General features: G+C 56.5%; 24 protein-coding genes. 8 read left to right on the top strand and 16 right to left on the bottom strand.

The window, feature by feature from the left end; genetic code table 11:
• Positions 1–243 precede the first annotated feature (243 nt).
• Positions 244–1,443: an IS256 family transposase gene (locus P6U27_RS07500; RefSeq protein WP_407193820.1), complete on the top strand. Its 1,200-nt coding sequence runs from the start codon at positions 244–246 to the stop codon at positions 1,441–1,443.
• Between the two features lie 91 nt (positions 1,444–1,534).
• Entirely contained in the window at positions 1,535–2,494 is a 960-nt protein-coding gene (locus tag P6U27_RS07495) for a site-specific integrase (protein WP_407193819.1), read from the top strand.
• Here P6U27_RS07495 and P6U27_RS07490 read toward each other — a convergent pair.
• A complete protein-coding gene (locus tag P6U27_RS07490) occupies positions 2,459–2,899 on the bottom strand; it encodes a DpnI domain-containing protein (protein ID WP_407193818.1) in 441 nt (146 codons plus the stop codon). The genes P6U27_RS07495 and P6U27_RS07490 overlap by 36 nt on opposite strands.
• Before the next feature lie 96 nt (positions 2,900–2,995).
• On the opposite strand from P6U27_RS07490, the gene P6U27_RS07485 reads away from it, so the two are divergent.
• Complete coding sequence (locus P6U27_RS07485; protein WP_407193817.1) at positions 2,996–4,048, top strand: hypothetical protein; 1,053 nt, start codon at positions 2,996–2,998, stop codon at positions 4,046–4,048.
• 127 nt (positions 4,049–4,175) lie between these two features.
• Here P6U27_RS07485 and P6U27_RS07480 read toward each other — a convergent pair whose 3' ends face one another.
• The 6 genes from P6U27_RS07480 to P6U27_RS07455 form a co-directional block, all read right to left on the bottom strand.
• On the bottom strand, positions 4,176–4,685 hold the full coding sequence (locus P6U27_RS07480; RefSeq protein WP_407193816.1) for a hypothetical protein: 510 nt from the start codon (positions 4,683–4,685) through the stop codon (positions 4,176–4,178).
• On the bottom strand, positions 4,672–5,160 hold the full coding sequence (locus P6U27_RS07475; protein WP_407193815.1) for a thermonuclease family protein: 489 nt from the start codon (positions 5,158–5,160) through the stop codon (positions 4,672–4,674). Before P6U27_RS07475 ends, P6U27_RS07480 begins: the two co-directional genes overlap by 14 nt.
• A 60-nt stretch (positions 5,161–5,220) precedes the next feature.
• Positions 5,221–5,739: a hypothetical protein gene (locus tag P6U27_RS07470; protein WP_407193814.1), complete on the bottom strand. Its 519-nt coding sequence runs from the start codon at positions 5,737–5,739 to the stop codon at positions 5,221–5,223.
• Positions 5,740–5,840: 101 nt separating this feature from the next.
• Entirely contained in the window at positions 5,841–6,947 is a 1,107-nt protein-coding gene (locus P6U27_RS07465) for a hypothetical protein (protein WP_407193813.1), read from the bottom strand.
• Between the two features lie 74 nt (positions 6,948–7,021).
• Positions 7,022–7,684, bottom strand: coding sequence for an SOS response-associated peptidase (locus P6U27_RS07460; RefSeq protein WP_407193812.1), 663 nt, complete (start codon positions 7,682–7,684; stop codon positions 7,022–7,024).
• A gap of 8 nt (positions 7,685–7,692) precedes the next feature.
• On the bottom strand, positions 7,693–8,025 hold the full coding sequence (locus tag P6U27_RS07455) for a hypothetical protein (RefSeq protein ID WP_407194553.1): 333 nt from the start codon (positions 8,023–8,025) through the stop codon (positions 7,693–7,695).
• A gap of 427 nt (positions 8,026–8,452) precedes the next feature.
• Here P6U27_RS07455 and P6U27_RS07450 point away from each other — a divergent pair, with 427 nt between their 5' ends.
• The 4 genes from P6U27_RS07450 (at position 8,453) to P6U27_RS07435 (ending at position 11,407) form a co-directional block, all read left to right on the top strand.
• Complete coding sequence (locus P6U27_RS07450) at positions 8,453–8,605, top strand: hypothetical protein (RefSeq protein WP_209296643.1); 153 nt, start codon at positions 8,453–8,455, stop codon at positions 8,603–8,605.
• Positions 8,606–8,614: 9 nt separating this feature from the next.
• The gene (locus tag P6U27_RS07445) at positions 8,615–9,508 is read left to right on the top strand and encodes a hypothetical protein (protein WP_407193811.1); all 894 of its coding nucleotides are present in this window, start codon (positions 8,615–8,617) and stop codon (positions 9,506–9,508) included.
• Positions 9,509–9,540: 32 nt separating this feature from the next.
• A complete protein-coding gene (locus tag P6U27_RS07440; protein WP_407193810.1) occupies positions 9,541–9,699 on the top strand; it encodes a zinc finger domain-containing protein in 159 nt (52 codons plus the stop codon).
• Positions 9,700–9,979: 280 nt separating this feature from the next.
• Positions 9,980–11,407, top strand: a complete 1,428-nt coding sequence (locus P6U27_RS07435) for a hypothetical protein (RefSeq protein WP_407193809.1) — start codon at positions 9,980–9,982, stop codon at positions 11,405–11,407.
• A gap of 430 nt (positions 11,408–11,837) precedes the next feature.
• On the opposite strand, the gene P6U27_RS07430 is transcribed toward P6U27_RS07435, so the two are convergent.
• From P6U27_RS07430 to P6U27_RS07400, 7 genes are all read right to left on the bottom strand, one after another.
• On the bottom strand, positions 11,838–12,086 hold the full coding sequence (locus P6U27_RS07430) for a hypothetical protein (RefSeq protein ID WP_407193808.1): 249 nt from the start codon (positions 12,084–12,086) through the stop codon (positions 11,838–11,840).
• 98 nt (positions 12,087–12,184) lie between these two features.
• Entirely contained in the window at positions 12,185–12,838 is a 654-nt protein-coding gene (locus P6U27_RS07425; protein WP_407193807.1) for a hypothetical protein, read from the bottom strand.
• The gene (locus P6U27_RS07420) at positions 12,835–13,107 is read right to left on the bottom strand and encodes a hypothetical protein (RefSeq protein WP_209296650.1); all 273 of its coding nucleotides are present in this window, start codon (positions 13,105–13,107) and stop codon (positions 12,835–12,837) included. The genes P6U27_RS07425 and P6U27_RS07420 overlap by 4 nt, the downstream gene beginning before the upstream one ends.
• A 660-nt stretch (positions 13,108–13,767) precedes the next feature.
• Positions 13,768–14,001: a hypothetical protein gene (locus P6U27_RS07415; RefSeq protein WP_209296651.1), complete on the bottom strand. Its 234-nt coding sequence runs from the start codon at positions 13,999–14,001 to the stop codon at positions 13,768–13,770.
• A 176-nt stretch (positions 14,002–14,177) separates the two neighbouring features.
• Positions 14,178–14,843 carry an HK97 family phage prohead protease gene (locus P6U27_RS07410; RefSeq protein ID WP_407193806.1) on the bottom strand — a complete coding sequence of 222 codons (666 nt, stop codon included), beginning with the start codon at positions 14,841–14,843 and terminating at the stop codon, positions 14,178–14,180.
• Positions 14,840–15,415 carry a hypothetical protein gene (locus P6U27_RS07405; protein WP_407193805.1) on the bottom strand — a complete coding sequence of 192 codons (576 nt, stop codon included), beginning with the start codon at positions 15,413–15,415 and terminating at the stop codon, positions 14,840–14,842. Before P6U27_RS07405 ends, P6U27_RS07410 begins: the two co-directional genes overlap by 4 nt.
• Before the next feature lie 142 nt (positions 15,416–15,557).
• Entirely contained in the window at positions 15,558–17,783 is a 2,226-nt protein-coding gene (locus P6U27_RS07400; protein ID WP_407193804.1) for an AAA family ATPase, read from the bottom strand.
• A gap of 102 nt (positions 17,784–17,885) precedes the next feature.
• Between P6U27_RS07400 and P6U27_RS07395 the strand changes: the two genes are divergently transcribed.
• On the top strand, positions 17,886–18,242 hold the full coding sequence (locus P6U27_RS07395) for a helix-turn-helix domain-containing protein (protein ID WP_407193803.1): 357 nt from the start codon (positions 17,886–17,888) through the stop codon (positions 18,240–18,242).
• 378 nt (positions 18,243–18,620) lie between these two features.
• Here P6U27_RS07395 and P6U27_RS07390 read toward each other — a convergent pair whose 3' ends face one another.
• On the bottom strand, positions 18,621–19,523 hold the full coding sequence (locus tag P6U27_RS07390; protein WP_122401287.1) for a terpene synthase family protein: 903 nt from the start codon (positions 19,521–19,523) through the stop codon (positions 18,621–18,623).
• Positions 19,524–19,545: 22 nt separating this feature from the next.
• Positions 19,546–21,069: a hypothetical protein gene (locus P6U27_RS07385; RefSeq protein WP_407193802.1), complete on the bottom strand. Its 1,524-nt coding sequence runs from the start codon at positions 21,067–21,069 to the stop codon at positions 19,546–19,548.
• Positions 21,070–21,228: the final 159 nt, after the last annotated feature.

The raw sequence follows: 21,228 nt of genomic DNA, 5'->3' as shown, positions 1-21,228 counted from the left end.
CAGCGAGGCAAGAAATGGCAGGTTCAGGTCAGAAGGGTAGGCTCCGGCGCCGTGTCAAAATCCTTCCTTCGAAGGAAGGACGCGGTGGTCGTGTCCCGAGGAGTGGTGTAGCTGATTAGCAAAGCCGCTCGCGAAGCGCGCCCTCAATAGCGCCGTAGCGAGCGAGCGGCTTTGCGGGTGGTCACCGATGATTCGTCGGTAAGGTTTGGATTGCGACAGCCAACCTGATTCGAGGAACCACCGATGACCGACGACATGATGAACCTGCGCACGCTCGTAGAGAAGACCCCCGATGCAGATCTCTTGCGCGAGATGATCGGCTTTGCCGCCCACCGGCTGATGGAGCTGGAGGTCGAGGGCCTGACCGGGGCCGCGTACGGCGAGAAGAGCCAGGAACGGCAGGTCCAGCGCAACGGCTACCGCGACCGGAGCTGGGAGACCCGCGCCGGCACCGTCGAGCTGCGCATTCCCAAGCTGCGCAAAGGCTCCTACTTCCCGGGCTTCCTCGAGCCGCGGCGGATGGCCGAGAAGGCGCTCACCGCCGTGGTGCAGGAGGCCTACGTGCAGGGCGTCTCCACCCGCTCGGTCGACGATCTGGTGCAGGCGATGGGCATGAGCGGGATCTCCAAGAGCCAGGTGTCGCGGCTGTGCGGCGAGATCGACGACAAGGTGAAGGCCTTCCTCAACCGCCCGATCGAGGGCGACTGGCCCTATCTGTGGATCGACGCGACCTACGTGAAGGTGCGCCAGAACGGGCGCATCGTCTCGGTCGCGGTGATCATCGCGGTGGGAGTCAACAGCGATGGCCGCCGCGAGGTGCTCGGCATGGATATCGGTCCGTCAGAGGCCGAGACGTTCTGGACGGCGTTCCTGCGCAAGCTGGCGCGGCGGGGCCTGCGCGGCGTCAAGCTCGTCGTCTCCGACGTCCATGAGGGCATCAAGGCGACCGTCAGCAAGGTGCTCAACGCCTCTTGGCAACGCTGCCGCGTGCACTTCATGCGCAACGCGCTGGCGCATGCTGGCAAGAGCGGCCGGCGCGTCGTCTCCGCCTTCATCGCCACCGCCTTTGCCCAGGACGACGCCGAGGCAGCACGGGCGCAATGGCGGCGCATCGCCGACCAGCTCCGCCCCAAGCTGCCGAAGCTCGCCGCCTTCCTCGACGAGGCCGAGACCGACGTGCTGGCCTATATGAGCTTCCCGGCCGCGCACCGCGCCAAGCTGCACTCGACCAATCCGCTCGAACGGGTCAACGGCGAGATCAAGCGCCGAACCGAAGTGGTTGGCATCTTCCCGAATGAGGACGCCATCACTCGCCTGATCGGTGCCATCCTGCTCGAACAGAACGACGAGTGGACGGTTCAACGCGGCCGCTACATGACACTGGAAACCATCGCCCCGTTGGGCGATGATCCCGCCGTCAGCTTCCCGGCAATCGCCAGCTGACCGATCCGGCCCATGCCGGCGAACGTGGTGACCCGCACTCAGCTACACCACGCCTCGGGACACGATCGACGCGGTGGCTTGGGCGAGGCAGATGGAGATTCGGGCTGACCGCTCCGACCTGCCCGCTGACAACGGCGTGCTCAAGACTGTTAGGCTGGCCGACCTGATTGTCCGTTACCGAAAAGAAGTTACCCCTAAGAAGCGCGGCGGGAAGATCGAAGATTCCGTGCTCGCACGAATGCTTTGCGACCCCATCTGCAAATTGCCGCTTTCAACTCTAGGAACGGCGGACTTCGCACGTTATCGCGACCGCCGATTAGCCTGCGTCGCACCTACCACTCTTAAGCGACAGTTGAACCCAATCCAGCACATGTTTGAAGTCGCAAAGCGCGATTGGGCGATCCCGATCAAGGACAACCCTATCAAGGGGCTTCGCTTCTCCGCGAAAATGCGCATGCGCACTCGCCGGTTACGCCCCGGAGAATTGAACACGTTATTGAAAGCCACTCGTTCATGCCGAAGGCCAGTAATTGTGCAGATAATCCAATTTGCGCTCGCTACTGGTATGAGGAGGGGCGAAATCGCCAATATGCAGTGGAAAGACCTCGACCTTAAAAGGCGGCTTCTAACGATTCCCGTCACCAAGAATGGTCATGCGAGAACGATTCCGCTTTCAAACGATGCCATCAAAAAGTTGCCAAGGCGATGCTCAATCGACGGACGCGTGTTTTCGATGACAGGGAACGCCATACATTTAGCTTGGGATCGCATTACGGAGCGTGCTGGACTCGACGACCTGCGATTTCATGATCTTCGCCACGAAGCAATCAGTCGGTTCTTCGAGCTAGGGCTAACTATCCCAGAGGTCGCAACGATAAGCGGTCACCGAGATGCAACAATGCTGCTCAGATATGCTCACGCAACATCAACCGCAGTATTTAGGAAACTCAACACGAGCATCACACGCCGCGCCCGCCATTCGGCACGGGCTGTTGCTCGGGAGCGCAAGCCCTCCTCACCCAAGTCTAACGAAACTATCCTTCACAGTTAGATCGTAGACGAACCCTTGCCAGCCCGCCCGCCGAGCATCGGCGGATAGCGGGCTCCGTGCTTTGAACATTTCGGGATTTTGAAGGTCGGCGGACAGATAGAAGATCGAATAGTGTTTGCCTGACACCAAAACAAGAAACAGCGGGAAGTAGATCGCGGCATTCATGCGTTCGGCTTGCGGCGCCCAAGCCGCGCCTAACACAGCTTGGGGAAGAACATCGTGATTTCGCACCGTGGCTGCCTTCACCTGCGCTAGGTACCCGCAGAAGTCACAAATCAAATCGGCGCATTTGAAATTGTTTGGGAGACGCTTCAACGTCTTTGGACGTTTGCACTTTGGGCAGCTACATGTTTTCGCAACAACAGTCTCTCCGAAATCTCCAAGCACCTGACGCGCGGTCGCCATACGTCTCCCCTCAAAACCCAAATCGAATTGATATTCGATCCCCGGCTAGTATTTCTTACATACTACCTTCAGCGGCTTCAACATTTTGGAATTAGAATGGACCATTACGTCGCATACCACAAAACCGACGAGCGAGGACCGTACTTTCAAGACGCTAAAAGTCGTCAGGATCGGCAACTCAGATTCTCCACCAAGAATAAGTTGCGGGATGACGCCTTGGTCGGTAGTCGCCTTTGGGTATTCACAGGAGCAGGTTCACCTCGAGTCTATGAGCTTAGTTGCTCTGGGATCATCAAAAAGATCGAGCGAGGCGTCGAGAATGAAGTGGTGTTCGACATCGACTATTTCCCTGATCCGATTGATGTCACCAAGGTTGGCTGGTTTCAACAGCTAATGACCTCCCATGCAAACTTCGCGCGTGGTCTAAGCAAGATCGGCGATGCTAATGTCGTTGCCGCGCTTGAAGCGATTCGCGCTGCGGATGAAGCTAGGCGGGTTGATAAGAGAAGCGCTGAAAGGCTTTCTGCCGAAGCGTTCGATGCAGTGTCGGCTGAACATGTATGGAATGCGCTAGAAAAGCTACGTCAACCAGACTTCGAACACAGCTACGGTCCCTCAACGGACTACGACTTAGTAACTGACCTGGGTGAACGTTTTCCGCCGAAAGCTGTCTTCGGAATAGCAGCCACAGAGGCATTGGGATTTAGGGTGCTGCCCAAGCACTTCTCGGGCGGCATAGGTACGATCTGCTTTCGTATTCTAGAGCGCTCAGGATACGCGATTGTGTTGAAAGGGGAAACGAGCGAACCGATCGATCTTCCACCATCGAGCGAGGATTGCTCTTGGGCCGAAGGTAAGCCCCACCTAGTGTCCCATCTAAGAAGAGAACGAGCATGGGGCCTTGCCCAGGCGAAAAGGGATTGGTTCATACGCAAGCATGGGCGGCTGTTTTGCGAGCGTTGCGGCATGGACCCAATTTTAGTCTACGCTGGCGATCACGGCGCCGCCTGCATTGAGGTTCATCACCAGACGGTGCAGGTCAAGGATATGGCGAGAAGCCATAAGACCCGGCTTGAAGACCTCGAATGCCTCTGCGCTAACTGCCATCGCGTAGAGCATAGGTTACTGAAATTGGCAGCGAAGGATTAGCCTCAAGGAGTGAAATCTCTGCGGTCTCTCTGATCTGCTCAGCCCCAATCGATCGTCCACATTATCGCCCCCCGACGGGCGAAGACGGTTGAGGCGAGCGCGCTGAGTTCCGAAGAAGGAAGAACCGCTAATGCTCGGCCAAACGGTACAACGGTTTAGACCGAAGCTCGAACCCGGAATATGGGATTGCTCGATATCGTTCTTCTGGTTCGCCTGTCTTCTTGTACAGTTTGTTTAGTTCGATGTTCTCTTCGCGAGTCACCAGCACCGGCGGGTACGCGCCCACGATTTCTACGATCGCTTCTGTCGTGAGTTGACGGCCTTGCGCGAGTAATAAACTGTAGATTTGGCTTAAAGGGCGTGCATGCTCAAAGGTCACCTGCTTCCGCCAACCCTTCTTGCCCTGATCCCTAATCTTGCGGGCCGCATCGCTTATGCGCGGATAAGATTTCCAACGCTCTACAAACTCCCCACATTGCAGATATAGTGAAACACCCCAAACGATCTTACTCACATAGAAGCTGTATCCAACACCGGCAACGGCTAATTCATGAAGGGCATCGACAAGAATGCGCGCTTTGATGGCATCTATGGATTTGGTAGGTGCATCAATATGGAAATCATCATCTTGCTTCATCCGAACACCACCCGATGCTTCTCCCCGCCCGAATGCACGCGCGATATTCCCAAGGTCTACTGAAACTACCAGCCCAAATGCCTCGCCCGGCTTGTTCTGCCTCGCGCTGGGCCCGGTCGTACTTACCTTTGGAATATCGGGGCCAGTCGAGGGCAAAACCGCGCGAGAAAAGCCAATCAGCCAGATCAACACTTCCGACTGAGCACGATGCAACTGTGCGACCGTATCGGTCGGCATCAACGGCCGAGCAAGCCACAGTGCGTGTACCAATGAATTGATCAAGCGCATTCGCAGATTTCGCACCGCAGCGATACTGAAGGCTATTTTCGCCACGGCAAAGTTGATCGTGCTCAGGCGCATCAATGCCCCATAGCCGGATGCGAGCGCTATGAATTTCAAGGGTGTCACCGTCGATGACACTGGCGCGGCCCGCGAAATCAGAGGCGGCACACGCGCTGTAGATGAGCGTCGCCAAACCCGTGAGAGTCGCTACCAATGAGAAGCGGCTTGCTATGGTCTTTTGAATGGAGGGCCCTCAATCAACCGCTATCTCGAATCCGGCGGCGGAAATGACTCGGATGCTGATGCAGTTAGAAACATTCGCGGAACTACACTGCGTATGACGGGGAGAGGATGATCCGAAATCTGATACGCGTACCGATGGCAAGACCTCAGCAGACACGGACTTAGCAGGACTGTCCTCGCTCGCGCTTATCGTCCGCTCCTCTCCATTTTCCAACCTAATGACAGCGGAAACACTCGTCAGGAGAAAGTTATCTGCGGAGAAGGTCGCGATGTAGGAGGTATCGGTGATGGAGTGTTCGCCCGGCTTGGCTATGACGACGTTGCGCTTCCAACTGAACAGTGCGTGCTCCTTGTCGAACTGCACTCCTTCTTGATCGTTCCGGTACGTCTCGTAATCTTCTTTATACCCGACTCCAACAGTCTCGATGGGCACTGGCGTTGCAAGCTTCTCGATGCACTTCGCGCTGATGACTTTCCAGTTAACGATGCTCGATTTGTTTTCCTGCAGACACTTTTCATAGCTCTTCACGGTACTGCGCTTGCTCCAGAACCATCCCCAGCTCGGGGTGGACGAAACCGCGAATACAGCAACAATGGGAGCCCATACGACGAGGAGTCTAATTTTTAAGGTCATTGATTTACTGAGGTGTAGGCCGCTTTGCGGAAACCAGCATTCAGTTCGTCACGCTGTTGACCTTGAACCTGTTGGCCGATCGTCTTCGTAGGCGTTATCACCGAAAACATGATGAACCCTCCCGCTTTGCGCGGAAGGATGAAATACTCAGCTATCGCTGACTTCTCAGAATCCTCGCAAGAGGACATGCCTCGGAAGACGACTTCACTATCGATAAGCTCGCTATTGCGCGCGGAAGCAAACTTTCCTTTGCAGTCTTTTGCATCATTCCCGACGATAGCGGCAGCTACATCAAGACCAGCTACATTCGCCTGTGGAGGAATAATACGAACGAAGCCGGTTGCGTTGTCAGCCTTCCAAGCCGCGCCGGTTGAAGCAAGGGCAACCGGTGTTTCAGATCGACTAACCAAGGCTGGATGAGACAAAGAATTTGCCTTGAGAATGAAGTTCGACGCTAGCTGCATTGCCTCCAACTGCAATTCTGCCGAACCCTCTTGTGGACGTGCTGGCTCCAAGCTGGACGCGTTGGTCGGCGACGTGTTCGGCGCCACAAGCTTTGGCGTGGCGTTGGCAGTGACCGCTGCCGTAAAGTCGCTGGCGGCTGCGATACCTCCGGCATTGATAGTCTTCACGCAGGTTACCAGCGCGGGAATGAGGACTGAAGTTCCGCTCAGATCAAATTGAAATAGGTGGCCTTGGGCAAATGCAGACATTGTGCGCGCTGCGCGAAAACTCTTAATCAGAGCAGAATTGTCCGGCATCGGGACAAAAACCATAGTCCCCGACATCGCCACGGCATCAACGTTGAACGTATTCCGGCCATCAAAACTCAGAACGATCGGAAATTTTTGTCCTTGGGATAGAGTCCAACTCTGATGTGTGAACGCGAGCACCCAGCTGTAAGTCTTGGTGACGAGAACACCAAAATTGATGCCGCTCTTGTAGTTCGCGCTCGCAATACAGTTCGAGAATTGGCCGGTCTTATCGTCCGTGTAAGCTCCGCCCGACCATCCGGCTACGGATATCCTCCCGTAGGGACCGCGTGCGTGGACAGGATTCACAATAGTGACAAACAGAACTAGTGCGGCAATTATAGCACGCATGGAACTCCCCCCATACCCTCAGGTTGGCGTCCCATTTTTCCAAAAACTTAAGCGCCGTCAAGTATTAGCCGTATTCACGTCACAGCAACGTCTTCTTTTATCTCGCCCCGCGCGACAATGATCAGCCCATCATCCGCCAGAGGCCGCTGCAACGCCTTCGCTTCTTCCCATGGCGCCCGCATCCAAACGTCGCGCTCTTCATCGGTGGTTAGGATCACTGGCATAGCCTTCGGATGAATCGGCTCGACAACAGCGTTTGGCGTAGTCGTTAGAAATCCATAGACGTTGTGTGGACCAGGCACAGGCTTGGATTTCGTCCCGCGATCACCTTTGAACGTAGTCGAGATGCCGGCGAACGCTGTGAGTGGACGCTCTTCATTTATTGCGAACCAAACAACGTCCTTCTTCTTGGTCCCGGGGTTGGGCTCTGGCGCGTATTCCGCGAAGCTATTGAAGGGTACCAAGCACCGGTTTTCAGGTTTCAACCAGCCGCGCCAGTGCGGCGATGAAGTGTTGCGAATGTTCGTGACGGGAGGCCCACCTGTGCGCGGTGGCGGCGGCATGCCCCAGCGCATCAGCGTAAGCTCCGTGCCGCTATCCGTGTTGCGCACAACGGGCGCTGGATAATCGGGAAACACGCCGGGCATTGGCGCAAGATTGCCGACGTAGCGATTGACGACGCGGAAGAGTTCGGCGATCGCCGCTTGATTGGTCGTGATGCTGTAGAGGTTGCACATGCCGAACGCTAAAGTGACGGATTCCACTTAAGCGTAACGAACTCCACCACGCCACTAGAAGCGTTCTCAATAGCTTCGATGAAACCAGCGTGCTCCGCAATCTTGATGCAGCCATAGTCCATCCGCCTCAGTTGGCCGTCGCTGGTCTGAAATGTGATAGGGAGCGACTTCTCTCCCGTCTGTTCGGCTAGACGAATGAGGTTGCGATAAAACGCGGACTGCCGCGCAGTTTGCTTCGCTGGCGCGTCTGCGAATTCGTTAGCAGGCCGCAGATTCCCGGCTTTGCTTAGAGTCTTTGCTCCGGGCGCCTCTTCCCATTCGAAGTTCAATATTAGCGTCATCTTTCCCTCGCCACCATGTTGACGGCGGATGGCTCGCCGAAATCTTCGTTGGCCTAAGCGCGATCAACGCACTCCGCTTGTATGGATAGGCCATCGAACCGCGAGCAAGATACCGCCCCGTCGTGGCTGTGGACAGGACGCGCCATCCATCAGGCCGGAACTCTTCGAACTCTAGGCAGCGATTCGCCGGATCGCCCAGAATTTCCCAAACGTTGGCAGAGGGTTAGGAGGAATGGCTTCCCGCGAACGCAGGCCCGCACTCTTTTTCCGTGAGCGACAGACTGATCTGCGCGAGGTTAAGTCATTGAAACTACAACATCTTAGAAAATTACCGCAGTTGATCTTGTCAAAATTTGACAGAGCAAGCATCCATTAGAGCCCGACGCTCGCAGGTGGTTCTCAAATTTCTTCAATGGAGAACCACGCCGTGAAAGATCCCCGCTTTGAAGTTCAAACTTTCGGTACTCGCATACGAGGTGAAGGCGTCGCCGGAATAGTCGGCGCGATCATCGCAGTTCTGCTGATCTTCCTGTTTTATCCCATTATTGCCTCTTGGCTTGCAATGACCATGTTCTACTGAGCTAGTGCCATGTCTCGCACCATCGCTGACTTGATCAGAGCATACAAAGAAGACGAGAACTCCGATCACCACAAACTGAGTTTCAGAGTTCGAATTGATCGTGAGCGCTACCTTTCGCGCCTTGAGAGGGACTTTGGAAGTCGGGCCTTATCCTCGATCAACGGTCAGACGCTTGGGATGTGGTACAGGCGGTGGACGGATGGACGAAAGTTCGCAGTAGGCAACGCTTTCATTGGTCAGCTCAGAGCAATCGTAAGGCATGGATTGCTTACTTCCGACGACAATGATTGTTACCGCGTTCTGATCGCGCTGGATAATATTAGCACTCGCAGTGTCAAGCCACGCGGTACGCAGTTGACGGAAGAACACGCCAACGCTGTGCGAGCAAAGGCGAGGGAGATCGGTTATTTCTCGATCGCCTTAGCACAAGCATTCCAGTACGAACTCATGCTGCCGCAACGAGAAGTCATCGGTGAATGGTTGCCGCGCTCGGAAGCCAAAGAGCCTATTGGCTTCGAGGACGGGGACACAATTTGGGTCGGCGGACTTACATGGGACCAAATAGACGCGAATTGGATTCTTCATCATAAGGGAGCGACTTGTAACGGGCTGATCGACCTGAAACAGGCTCCGATGGTGCGGGAAGAATTAAGTCATGTTGTCGAGTTTTATCGGGGTGAACTTCGTGGCGCCTTGCCGAAATCAGGACCGGTAATCATTTATGAAGCGAGTGCAAAGCCATGGAATAGTAAAAAGTTTCGAGAGATTTGGCGGAAGTTAGCCAACATCGTCAACGTCCCACGCGAGTTCAAGAACCGCGACAGTCACGGCGGTGTAAAGAACGTTCTCATCGCAGGGCGCTACTACTTAGACTTGCCCCGGAAGCGTCCTGGACAACGCTAGGTAACACGAGGCGCGCCGCCTAAGGAGTTGGAATGACCGAAACTGAGAAGGAAATTGAGAGCACCTGCCCAGAGTGCGACGGGACAGGTCAAGATCGCGCCATGCATCCAGTTCGGCTTGGCGAAAAGAATGAGTTTCGTCCCTGCGCGAAGTGCGGCGGCTCTGGAAAAATTAAGGAGGCCGCCAACTGAGTCGGCCTTGCTTTTGGAGCGAGGAAATGATCGGAGACCCGGAATACGCAAAGGGGATCGATAGGCTGAAGTTTGCCTGCGGGGGGAGTGTTGCCCTGTTCGCCGCTTCTTTTCTCCTCCCTAATGACAGAAGCTCGTTGGGCGAGTTGGCTGGCAATATGAAGACCCTTTTTGGGCTACTGAGCGTGGTCCTTCTTCTCGCGTTGGCTTACCGCGCGTTCCGTAAGGCGAATTAGGACACTCTCGAATTCAACTTAGGACACTTGGCGTTGGCAACACCGTGTTCTGGTCAAAGAACTGGCGGACGTTTCAGGATTTCTTGCGCGATTACCTCGTTGGGCAGTTGGGTAACGAATGGTTCAAGGCCGAAATGGCTAAGCGTTCGGCTGATCAGCATCCTATTGCCCGATGGTTCACGCGGGCTGTCGATGACCTACAACGATTAGGCAAAAAGGTTGGCGAAATTAACGTCGGCCCGATGACAGGTGCGCAGCGGGCGTTCATCAACCTGGCTTACAACCTTTATCTAATTGCTCACCACGCAGAGCCGGAAGTTGCTCCAAAATTGGTTGCGAGTTTCGTTGAGCGTTTGAAGAGCGAGCGGTCGGACGATTTCGTAGGAAAGCTTTTCGAAACATATGCCGCTGCGGCCTTCCTTAAAGCAGGCTTCCATCTGAGCTATGAAAACGAAAAAGACGGAAGTTCATCCCACGTTGAATTTGTCGCTACGTTTCCTGCCACCGGCAAGAAATTTTCCGTAGAAGTGAAGAGCCGCAATCGCGCCCCGTCTGAGGAGGGAGCTACCGACGAAGTGAAACGGCTACGTGTTGGCAATAAGCTTGCCAAAGCGTTGGCCAAGCAGGCTCTGCACGCGCGTGTTGTATTCATTGAAGTCAATGTCCCTGACACGCCGACAGACGTGTTGTCGGGATGGGCGCAGGCAGCTCTAGAACAGATACGCGGAACAGAAAAGATTCCGCAGCCGGATGGTTCTGTTAAACCGCCTGCATACGTCATCGTGACCAACCACGCGTTCCATAATAATTTGGGGGCGGTAACCGCAAATACGCAGGTGCTGGCGGCGGGGTGTCAAATCCCAGATTTTGGGGCGGACGTTGCGTTCTCTCGACTCAAAGATGTGCTGGAATCCCACGAACGTCATAAAGAAATGCTGGCGCTGATAGATTCGATGCGCGAGCACTACGAAATCCCTTCGACGTTCGACGGGGAAAATCCTGAATTTGCGTTTGGCGAAGCTGGCGCACCTGCACGGCTTAAGATCGGTGAGACATATCTAGTGCCTGATCACACCGGTCGAGAAATTCCGGCCCGACTTACTAATGGGATCGTTATCGAAGAAGAGAAAGCGGCCATGTGTATTCATGAAACTCTTTCGGGCCACAGCTTCATGATAAGAACTCCACTGACTGACAATGAATTAGCAGCGTGGCGTCTCCATCCAGATACTTTTTTTGGCGAAGTGCAGCCGCAAAATAGGCGGGCGAAGAACTGGCTGGAATTGTCGATGTTCTTCTATGAGACCTACAAGACCACGCCTAAGGAGAAATTGTTGGAGTGGATGGAGGGCGCAACGGACATCGACTATCTGCGCAGTCTTTCTCAAGCGGAGCTCGCTATAGTATATTGTGAGCGCTTGGGTTACGGCGCGGAGCAGCACCACCCTTCAGGAGACAGCGAACCTATCTGATTGGTTCCAACGAATCCCATTTTGCGGATGTGTAAGTTTTCCTATGGGCCGGTCAAGGCCATTTAAGTGCCAAAGATTGATCGCCCCCCGGGGGCGCAACAAGCCGAGGATTTTTGGTTCAAGGCCCGACCGTTGGGCTTGGTATCCACACCTGCAACGGACTTACGGGATTTCTCAGCCACAGGATGCTTCGTAAGTAGCCTTCGATCAGCATGTAGCGTCCGCCAAAGTTTATCGCAATCAGCGGGGAGGTTGGGGCATAGTTAGGATCGAAAGGAATAGAATGGCTCTTATACCTTGGATCAGCGGCGTCAACCACGCCGTTGCTCGTGCCAGGCGGGCGGGCCAAAAAAATGGGGTAAAGCACTTCCCCAAACGCTGGGATTGTGAGGCAATTCAGCAAAGCACTCAAATCCCATTCCTCTAGAAATTATTCGGGCGCACCAAAATCATCTATATTGTCGATGAAGCCCTTATTGCGGGCATAGTTCTCAAGCACATCGATCAACAACTTCCAGTCTGTTTGCGCAACGGCAGCGAATGGTTTTCCCATATGCGCATCGTGAAATAGCTGAGGTGGGAGATGCTGCGCATAAGCTTTGCCGAATCTCTCGGAAGTCACTTCCGCGTAAGCCCATCGGGCTTTGATTTCCTCTGCCGTGATTATACTTCCTTTCACGAATGCTCCATGTGCTTGGTTGTCAAAGAGGCGATCAACAATCCCTTGTGACCGTAATAGCTTTTAGAGGTATGTGCGCGCCTCACAGTTGTTCTAAGCTATCTTTTGGAGCGCGTGGGCTTGTCTTTCGTTTGCACCAAAGCGTCTCTAATTCTTCGTAGCTCGTTCGTTAAGCGAACTTGCTCCTCCAACAAATCCTCTGCCACGCCGGGTCGATTTAGCCTTGCCGCAAGTGCCGATTTCGCGTTGAGGACGCTGTCCAGCATATCCCATGTTACGCCGTCAATTTCAAAAGCGTCCTTGTCGTAATCAAACTCAATATAGCGCTCGATAGTTGCGTCGATCTTTCTGCTTGTTAAGCGAACCATTTCTCTAAGCGCGTCGGCGTTCGAGCTATCGGGATTCGAAATGTATCGCCTTAGCGCTGGAAGAGTGAACTTCTCCTTGATGATGATTTGCTGATTCATCGCAACCACCAGCAATTCAAGGCGGCGTCTTGGCGACACTTTTAAGAGGTCGCCACACTTCAATAACGCCGATATCGCTTGCGTCATCTTCTCGACGGATTCGAGCGCTCTGGACTCGTTTTGAAGATCAGACGGCGACTCTCCAAATAAGCGCTTCAGCGCCTCAGGGTCTGATAGGTTCAAGTTTATGATGGGACTGCAATTTCCTTTCGTTACCTGAATATCAAGTGCGTGCGCGGAGGAACAGCAAAACAACGCAATCAAGGTCATGATGGGAGTCTTCACGATTTCCTCCCGAAATTGAAAATTCCGCTGTTATCGCCGTTCGTAATCTGAACGAAGACACCGGACCCGACCAGCCACGCAAAAATGCCGAGACATGCGACAGCGAAGGTTAGGACAACAAGCAGTCTGATGAGCTTGTAGGTCTCCGCCGCCGGAAGTTTCGAAAAAATGCTTTTTCGTAGAACGTCTCTGAATACTACCAGAAGGACACCAAGTGCTATGCCGCCGATGCCCGCGATCTTTCCAACTGTCCCTAAGAGGTCTCCCATTGCCTGATCCTTATATAATCGCCCAAGGGAAGACAGAACTTAGCTCGGCTAAGTTCAGTTTACTACAAGTTGCTTTGGGGATCGAGGAGCCCTGCCGACGAGTGTTTGCTACCGGTTTGACTTATGCTTCGCCCCAGTCGGCCTCTCAGCCAGCGTACCGTCAAAAAAGGATCTCTCGCACCTCGCCGCGTTCAGTCTGATGACTGGTTGCACTAGGCAAACACGAAAGAGACGCGTTCGCCACCCGCGCGATCACCAAGTATTTCTACGGCGGTCTTAGCCCGAAGAAGTCACCGGGACCGCCCTTGGCATCCGGCTCGACCCCGGCGGCACCATTCTGCGCTCGAATAGATTAAGAATACCGGCTCGCCTTCTATATCAAGAAGCGGTCAGCCGAGCTTGTAAGCTCCGTGAATCCAGGCTTGGTCATTGCATTAGACTGAAGCGTTTCACGAACGCGGCTGCGACGAGCGCAAGCACCGGTGTAACCCGCAAGCGATACGGACGCCAGAAAACGGCATGGTAAGCCTTTAGGTGTTGAGTTGCGGGAACAGGCAAAGCCTTCATTTCGGGGAAGCTAGTTGCTCCAATTCTTCCTCCCAAGCTCCGCGATGTAGTGAACCAGATCAACGTCGCCAGTGTCTGACCACTCGATGTTCATCACTTGCCGCCGTCGATAATCCAGATGTCCAATCCGTATGGCCGCTCCAAAGGCGGGAGGCCTTGCAGCGCCATGGGATACTTCATTGCCTTCGTTGTGGACGCAAAACGCTGAAACGGGGCTCGCAGCATCATCGACAAATTGCCGTGCGCAAACTTCCTTAACACTCCAAATGACGTTTGCTCCCATGCGCTTTCTGGTGACATCAGCAGCTTGAGCGCAAGGTCCCGCATTTCGATAGCCCGAGACACCTTAGGCGTGGGCGGACGGTTCGATGAGAGAAGAAATCGCTGGACCATAACGTCACTCATCCCATTACGAGCGACTGGTGGCGGGTTGGACAGCCCGCCACCACATCGCCACGCTCAGCGTCGGGACGCCGCGAGCGCTAGACCGTCACTCCCGTAGTCTAGGGACGGTCGTTTCGTACAGCTTCCAAGAGGTTGCCAAGCGCCTTGAGAAATTTGTGCGCGGCGCCGTCGTTCATGATCTTGAAAGAGTTTGCATCCTCTTCGAGAGACCGCGCGTCCTCCGCTTCGATCAAGCCACAGAATGCTTGCCGGCATGCACCCGCTGCTACTAGGCTGACCTCTTGCAATGTAGCTGACCTGACCATCCTCACACGGGCATCATCTATCTCGACGTATTCGTCTCCGTGCATAAGGACGCCCACAGAAAGGGCCGTGCGCTCCCCATTCTTGACGGTCTCGAAAGCTTTGCGCCGCACCGGGTTATCGCCAACCACAAGCCGCATCGCCAACCCATTGTCGTCGCAGTAAAGCTGCAAGCCGCTTAGCGTCGTTGCGATGACCTCTCCTTCGTTGTGATCGAAGAGCAGGCGCTTCGGCTCACCCCACATCGGATTTTTGATCGAATGGGGTAGGAAGTAGAAGTACCTTCCGGCCTGCTCAATCAACGAGCGCCATCGGAGCGCGTAACCTTGCAGGTGCTGCCGTACTTCTTCTTCGTTGGTTGCGCTGATCGATTTCCCATCTACGGCCGTAACAAAGCCGCCGCCGCCATATTCCAGATCAAGCGGCCTTCCCGCTGCTATCTCATAGTCGCGCTTGATCATCGCTCAAATTCCTTTGGCATTGAGCGTATATATTCGGCACCTACACACTCACGTAGAAAACCCGCAAATTCGCTCGTCCGGTCATTAGGAAGGCCGAGAAAGTAGGGTTCGATTTGAAAGATTCCGTGCAGTTGCAGTCCCTGGTTGAGCATAGCTTGCTTCATTGCGAAGATGTCACTCCAGACCGCGTGAGCTTCGCAGAGAAGGGGAACGAGCTTCTTCATCCCCCGCTGATAATGCGGTCGCATTTCGTCGCTAATCCCGCGCGCCGCTGCTTTACGCGCTGACTCGACGAGGAATAGCTGACTTTTCTCGGCATCCTCCAACGCCCGCAATTCCATCACCGCCACTTTGAGTTCGGCTTCGAAATCAGGTAGCGTTTCTCCCCTTACCACCCGTTCAGCGTTGGCGGCGCGTTCGTCGGCCGTTGGTCCCGACCGAACACGCTCGTTCAATTGACGTGCTTTACGTTCGGCGTCTTGTTTCCGGGCCGTGATTTCTTCCCCTTTCGCGGTCTCTTCGCGAAGCTCGCGGCTGTATTCAAGGACGTTAGGTACTTTGGTCGCCATCATAGTTCCTCTACAGGCACAGTTATACCGGCACGCCAGCACGCATACTGGCGCGTTGTTCAGCTTTAGGTTCTGCTACGATCTAATCCCCACACCACCACCATCCGCCTTTAAGAATAAAGGCGGTGGTGGGGTGTCTGATGGGCTAGGGGTCACCACTCCCCACCCCACCCTGTGAGTGGTGGGGTTCTGGTGCGACTTCGAACATAGGCCGATGGCGCCCTTTTCCCGACTTCCGCTCGACGACGACGAAGTGCCCTGTCTTTACGAGCGCCTTCATCAAGCGCCCGATTTTGCGTTTGTCAGCCTTGGCATCGATCCCAAGAACATCGCCGAAAACCCGACCAGCCCAATCCTTCGACTGGTGATTGTCGCCGTGTGGACCCAAGCTGATCCGCCACTTGATTTCTTCAAGTTGCTCCGTCGTAACCTCATCGGCCGTATCGGCCTCCGAGGGCCATTGCCATTTCTCCACAACGCCAACGCTATCGCCTGCTGACCATTTCGTGCCGTTGCCAAGGTCAACCGACACGATCCTGTACCAGTCCGCGTGTCCAGACCGCTTCGACATGTTTGATTTCACGTTGGTCACGCGGAAATAGGAGAACCGATCCTTGGGATCGATGCCCGCCTTCTCGGCTTCCTTCTCGCTCATAGTATTGATTGCTCGCACTGCACGCGCTTTATCTTTTAGTGCTCCCGCGCCACGACCTGAGTCCGCCGTTACCTCGCCCTTCCCATCCCCGGATGCTTTGTTGATGTGATGGACCAATTCCACCGAAGCATTTGCTTCGTTCGCAACGCGCGTAAACTGATTGGCTACTTGCTGAATCTTGTTGTTGTCGTTCTCTTCTACCTCGTGCGTTGACACAAAGGGGTCAACAATGAGGACATCGATCCTCTTGTACTTCATTTCGGCTATCAGCGCCTTTACAACTGGCTCAACAATTTTCGTCTCGCGACCTTGCTGCGTCACGACTACAAGCGATTGATCGCGCCCAGAATCCACGAAAAGATTCGCGTTCAACACTTCCGGGTCAACGCCGTGGTGCATTGCGGCTGCGGTCACGCGGCGCTGAATCTCGTCAATCGGGTCTTCAAGATTGAAGTACCAGACCCTAAGCGGCGGATTCGCGCTAACCATTCCCAACGTGTCGGTGATTTCAAGGGACGACTTTCCTCCGCCCCCGCCCCCTACAGTTGACGACACGTATCTACGAATAAAGTGGCCGCCATAAAGGTTATCACGCCGGGGCAGCGTCGAAGGGTCTTGAAAGACGAATGGCGTGGCGGTTATCTGTTCCTTCCGCTTTTCCCGTGCGTTTTCCACGAATGCTTCTGCCGCCCGTGCATTGGCTTCACGCTCGGCCCTCTTGGGTAGAACGAATTTATTCCAGCACCTTTCGGCATCGGCTATGAGGGCCGCTTCGCTGCTATATCTCTCCTTCCAAGCGCCCCCGTGAGCGAGACAAAGCGAAATTGCCTCATCCAGCGACAAACCTTCGAAGCCGCAGTGCTCGAAGACACTGGCGGCGTGCTCCGATCTGTCGGGCAATCCGTCCGAAAGCAAGGCCGCTCGGAGAATATCGCTCGCCCGATCCCAGATCGATTCCGCTTCGACGCGGCCAGAAAAGCGTTCATCGAACTGCGTCTCCGCCTGGGGCTCGTTCAGGTAAGACGATAAGCTGTCGGCCAATTGAGACCCGCTATAGACCAGTCCTTGAAACGGGTCTTTCAGAGTCACGACGCACGGCTCAGCACTGCGCCCGCGTGCGAGCTTCGTCTTGGTCGGCCAATTCAGCGTGCCGGGAATGCGCCACACATGAGATATGTCCGCTGTGCCGTGGTCGGAACCGCTGGCTTTCTTCAGCGCAACGGCGAGCGGTTTAGCCTGTTCTAGTGACAGCGGCCTATCAAATAAGATCACCTGTTGACTGTTGCCCGATGACGTTTCGATCACGAAGCTCGGTTCAACTGGCATTTCACCGACCTTGCCTGTGTCGGCGTCCATATCCGCCGCCAGCCCAAGTGCTGCGATAACATCGGACTCGGCACCCTTCTTTCCGCGTGGCAGATTACGACGCATAACGCACAACGGAACGTAAACGTTGGCGCCCGGCGTATTCGCGTGCGCGACTACAGATTCGTACATGCCAGCAACGTCGCCGGCACGGTGGTGCGTGATCGTACCTGGCGCGCCTTCGATGAACACGGAAACAACAAGCTTGCCATCTATGCCATGGGCACGCTCGTTGATGATTTCAAGGTGTCGCTTGATACTGCGGGGATCGAATGCAGTGACATTCTTGACTGCTGAGTTACTGCTAGACATTACAAGACCTTTGGGAAGCCATCGCGGTTCGTTGGCCATAAATCGCGGATCAACGACCTCCTATCAAGCGAGCCAAATTTGAGTGACGAGATTTTTCTGTTCTGGTAGAGAGCGGCTGTTTGAATCGAAGCGGAACCCGCTATGGCAAAGAAGCGAGAGAAGAAGGCTCCATCGCCATTCGCGCTAGCTGTCGGTGCGCGGCTACGGGCAGCCCGTCGCGCGGCAGGGATCAAATTGGCGCAGCTTGGCGAGCAGCTTGAAGTATCGGGCCAGCAAATTCAAAATTACGAGGCAGGTAAGAGTCGCCTGTCCGACGAAACGATTGTCCGAGCTTGTGAAGCCTTACGAATTGAACCCAACCACCTTCTCGGATGGAATGAAAAGATCCCGCCGAAGACAAGGCCGCATTTCATCGTATTCGGTCGTCAGCGTTCAATGATAATGACGACGGACTACGACGGCCTGTTTGAGGCTGGCTTCTTAATGGCTAGCCATTAGGAACGAAGGCAGCGTTGAGAGTGCCTGAAGCGCATTTGTTAGCTTGGCCTCTTGATTATCATCTTCGAATTTCTCGTAAATCCGGCGGTCACACTCTTGTCACAGCACCGGCTGCAACGCAGCGGGTTGCAACCCACCCCTCTTTGCTGTACCATTGATTTTGCAGCGAATTTTTGTGTTGCTGGATAGAGCGTTGCCCTCCGAAGGCAAAGGTCACACGTCCAAATCGTGTCGCCGATCCAGCACCATGTCCAGATAGTCGTCCTTGCGCCGGCTCAGAGCGGTGTTGCTCATGCTCGCTCCGTCCGTCGCCCCGGGCGACGGCGTTGCGTCGGACCGAACCGCGGCAGCGCGCGCACGCCACCGCCTCCCGCGCGTTCAGGCCGGCGAACGCTGGCCTCGCCCCGCAGAGTCGCTGCGGTAGCGGCTGGCCGAGGTCTGGTAGTACCGCGCGCAGATGGCCGCCATGGCCTCGATCAACGATCCCCAGGGCGCCGGAAAGCGTTCTTCCGCCATCACCCGGTGCAGCATGCGCGTATAGCCGGCCAGTTCGTCGCTGAGGAACTCCACCACAGGCATAGCTGGATAGCGCTGCAGCAGCAGGATCGCCGCGTTGTCGGCCTCGCCAGCTGACGTGTCCTTGTCGCGTCCATGCAGATCGTTCTGCAGGCGCCCTATCGCGGAGATGAGCCGCAGGACCTGGCGAAACGCCGGACGCGCGCGCAAGGTCGCCATGTCCAGCCCCCACAGCAACGACAGGCAACAGAACACGTTGGCGTAGGCTATCGAATCGATGCCGTTATGCAGGTACTCCGCGTAGGACCAGCGTTCCGGCCCTGCCGCCTGCGCGTGTCCGGCGCGGAGCGCCGCGCAGTAGCGCCTGGTATCGGCGAGAAGCTGAGCATAGTCGCGATGATCGTAGGCTAGCGCGGCCAGCGAAGCGCGCAGCACAGCGCAGCCCTCGAATCCGGGGAGCGCGCACGGCTCGCCCTGCCCCAGCGCCTGCTCCACCGCGGCGAGCTGCTCCGGCACGATCAGGCCAAGGTCGTTGCAATCGTCGAGCCAGAACAGCAGCGCCAGTTCGCGATAGAACGCCAAGATCAGTGTTTCGTCGTGCGGATCGCGACCGGTGCGGACGCTTATGTCGCGCAGGCTCGGGCGGATACGCTGCAGAATGTACTGGCCGCCGTTCACCGCTTCTACGGCATGCTCGTCGGCGAACCCGGTCAGGGTACGCCCCCACTCCAGCACCTGATGCAGCGCGCGTTCTGCCTGGATCATGGCGTCGCTCCTACTCTCTCGGTCAGGACGGGCCGCCCCAACGAAGCGCCAGCCACAAGCCGGCGAGTTCGGCCACGCGCACGACCCGAGTGGGGCAATACAGTTCCTTGCCGATCCACAATGGCGTTTTCGGCAATGCATGCGCCGCATGGCGGGCGAGCATCCACTCTAGCGCACGCGCCACCACCTGTGCGATGCGCCGGCGCCCCGGGGTTTTTTCTCTCTCGTCCATCACGCGTAATGCGAACAACGCATAGGCGGTTTCCTCGAATGTGGACGCGCGACCGGCGCCCCAGCCGCCGTCGCCGCGCTGCGCCCGCAGCAGTGCCGCCAGCGCGCGCTCGTCCCGCCACTCGGGCTTGCCTTGCGCCAGCGCAGCGACCGCATGCGCGGTGGGATACAGCCACGAAACGTGCCATTTTTCGTTGTCCCAGAGACCGTGCGGGTTGCGACTGGCCTCGACGTAGGCGCTGGTGCCGGCGGCGGGCTTTCCCAGCAGTCGCAACGCATGCAGGGCGTGGATGTTGGTCGACAGCGAGGCATTGCGCTCGCCGGGGAAGGTGACGAACAGCTCGCCGGTTTCAAAATGGCGCAATGCATCGACCGCCGCGTCGCGGCCTGCAATGTGCAGGACGCACAACGCAATGGCGGTGTCGTCCGCATCAGCTGCGAAATGCAAGGCGGGGCCTAGACCGCGCACGCTCAGGCGGGCGTCGAGCTGTGCGACAATCACGCGGACCGGCTCGGCGAGCCCGGGATGCACGAACAGTCCGGCCAGATGCAGGGTGTACAGCGACCAGCATGGCTCGAAAACATTGATCGGCCAGACGTTGGGAACGACGCCTTCGACGCCGCTGCGCGTCGCCCGCGATGCCATCCGGAGATACGCATCGGCGCGCCCGGCCTGCGGCGTGCTTCCCCGCGTCATGGCGTGCGCAAGCCACGCGGCAGTGGCCGAAGGACTGATGCCGATGCTGCCATCGTCATCCGGGCATGCGGTCGTCGGCGACGTCCCCCAGGCCTCCCAGGAGTGTAGCAACGGATGGCCGCTCGGCAACATCGCCGCCGCCGCCAGCTTGTCCAGGCACGCTTGCCGCAACGGCAACAGCGCTGGATGGCGCGGAAACGCTACGGTACCCAGCAAGGATGCGGCCTCACCGCAAAGCTGCGGCAGGATCAGCTCCGCGCCGATCGGCGCGTCTTCCGGCACCGCATGCGCGTAGGGATCGGGCTGGCGCTGGAGGAACCGGGTTGCCGCCTGGACTGCATCGGCAGCACCGGGAAGAGGATCGGCACGCTGCAATGCCAGTAACGCTGCCCAGGTGGACGCATGGCGGAACAGCGGGAAGTCCGCGCTTCCCCATCCGCCGTCGGCCTGTTGTTGCGCGATGAGCCACGCGTACGCGTCCTGCCGACCGGTGACGTTGCCGTGGAAGTGCAGCGCCCGCGCCGTGTCGTAGACAGACGGGCCGACGCTGCCACCATCGCTCACTTCGCTCAGCAGGACGCGCAATTCGGAAAGGATCTGTTCGGACAGCACGTTCACGCTGGATGTCCCTTATGCACACCAGTGAAAAGAACCGGGATCGGGCAGACGCCGCGGATGTCGCGGCGTCGCATAGGCAGCGCCGGACGGCCGCCCTGCTCCGGCGCGGCGACGGTCCCCGATGCTGGCGCCGGTCCGGCGCGTAGGCTTGCGCGCAGG

This window comes from Bradyrhizobium sp. STM 3566 (assembly GCF_045571445.1).
Lineage (GTDB): Bacteria > Pseudomonadota > Alphaproteobacteria > Rhizobiales > Xanthobacteraceae > Bradyrhizobium > Bradyrhizobium vignae.
The sequence above is the reverse complement of the archived record's forward strand: the minus strand, read 5'-3'. Positions and strand labels throughout refer to the sequence as shown.

Excerpts from the sequence above, each read along its gene's own strand:
- P6U27_RS07410 (WP_407193806.1), bottom strand. The coding sequence starts at position 14,843 with ATGATCAAGCGCGACTATGAGATAGCAGCGGGAAGGCCGCTTGATCTG.
- P6U27_RS07445 (WP_407193811.1), top strand. The coding sequence starts at position 8,615 with ATGTCTCGCACCATCGCTGACTTGATCAGAGCATACAAAGAAGACGAG.
- P6U27_RS07390 (WP_122401287.1), bottom strand. The coding sequence starts at position 19,523 with ATGATCCAGGCAGAACGCGCGCTGCATCAGGTGCTGGAGTGGGGGCGT.
- P6U27_RS07400 (WP_407193804.1), bottom strand. The coding sequence starts at position 17,783 with ATGGCCAACGAACCGCGATGGCTTCCCAAAGGTCTTGTAATGTCTAGC.
- P6U27_RS07460 (WP_407193812.1), bottom strand. The coding sequence starts at position 7,684 with ATGTGCAACCTCTACAGCATCACGACCAATCAAGCGGCGATCGCCGAA.
- P6U27_RS07485 (WP_407193817.1), top strand. The coding sequence starts at position 2,996 with ATGGACCATTACGTCGCATACCACAAAACCGACGAGCGAGGACCGTAC.
- P6U27_RS07480 (WP_407193816.1), bottom strand. The coding sequence starts at position 4,685 with ATGAAGCAAGATGATGATTTCCATATTGATGCACCTACCAAATCCATA.
- P6U27_RS07490 (WP_407193818.1), bottom strand. The coding sequence starts at position 2,899 with ATGGCGACCGCGCGTCAGGTGCTTGGAGATTTCGGAGAGACTGTTGTT.
- P6U27_RS07465 (WP_407193813.1), bottom strand. The coding sequence starts at position 6,947 with ATGCGTGCTATAATTGCCGCACTAGTTCTGTTTGTCACTATTGTGAAT.
- P6U27_RS07455 (WP_407194553.1), bottom strand. The coding sequence starts at position 8,025 with ATGACGCTAATATTGAACTTCGAATGGGAAGAGGCGCCCGGAGCAAAG.
- P6U27_RS07440 (WP_407193810.1), top strand. The coding sequence starts at position 9,541 with ATGACCGAAACTGAGAAGGAAATTGAGAGCACCTGCCCAGAGTGCGAC.
- P6U27_RS07395 (WP_407193803.1), top strand. The coding sequence starts at position 17,886 with ATGGCAAAGAAGCGAGAGAAGAAGGCTCCATCGCCATTCGCGCTAGCT.
- P6U27_RS07500 (WP_407193820.1), top strand. The coding sequence starts at position 244 with ATGACCGACGACATGATGAACCTGCGCACGCTCGTAGAGAAGACCCCC.
- P6U27_RS07405 (WP_407193805.1), bottom strand. The coding sequence starts at position 15,415 with ATGATGGCGACCAAAGTACCTAACGTCCTTGAATACAGCCGCGAGCTT.
- P6U27_RS07495 (WP_407193819.1), top strand. The coding sequence starts at position 1,535 with ATGGAGATTCGGGCTGACCGCTCCGACCTGCCCGCTGACAACGGCGTG.
- P6U27_RS07415 (WP_209296651.1), bottom strand. The coding sequence starts at position 14,001 with ATGCGGGACCTTGCGCTCAAGCTGCTGATGTCACCAGAAAGCGCATGG.
- P6U27_RS07420 (WP_209296650.1), bottom strand. The coding sequence starts at position 13,107 with ATGGGAGACCTCTTAGGGACAGTTGGAAAGATCGCGGGCATCGGCGGC.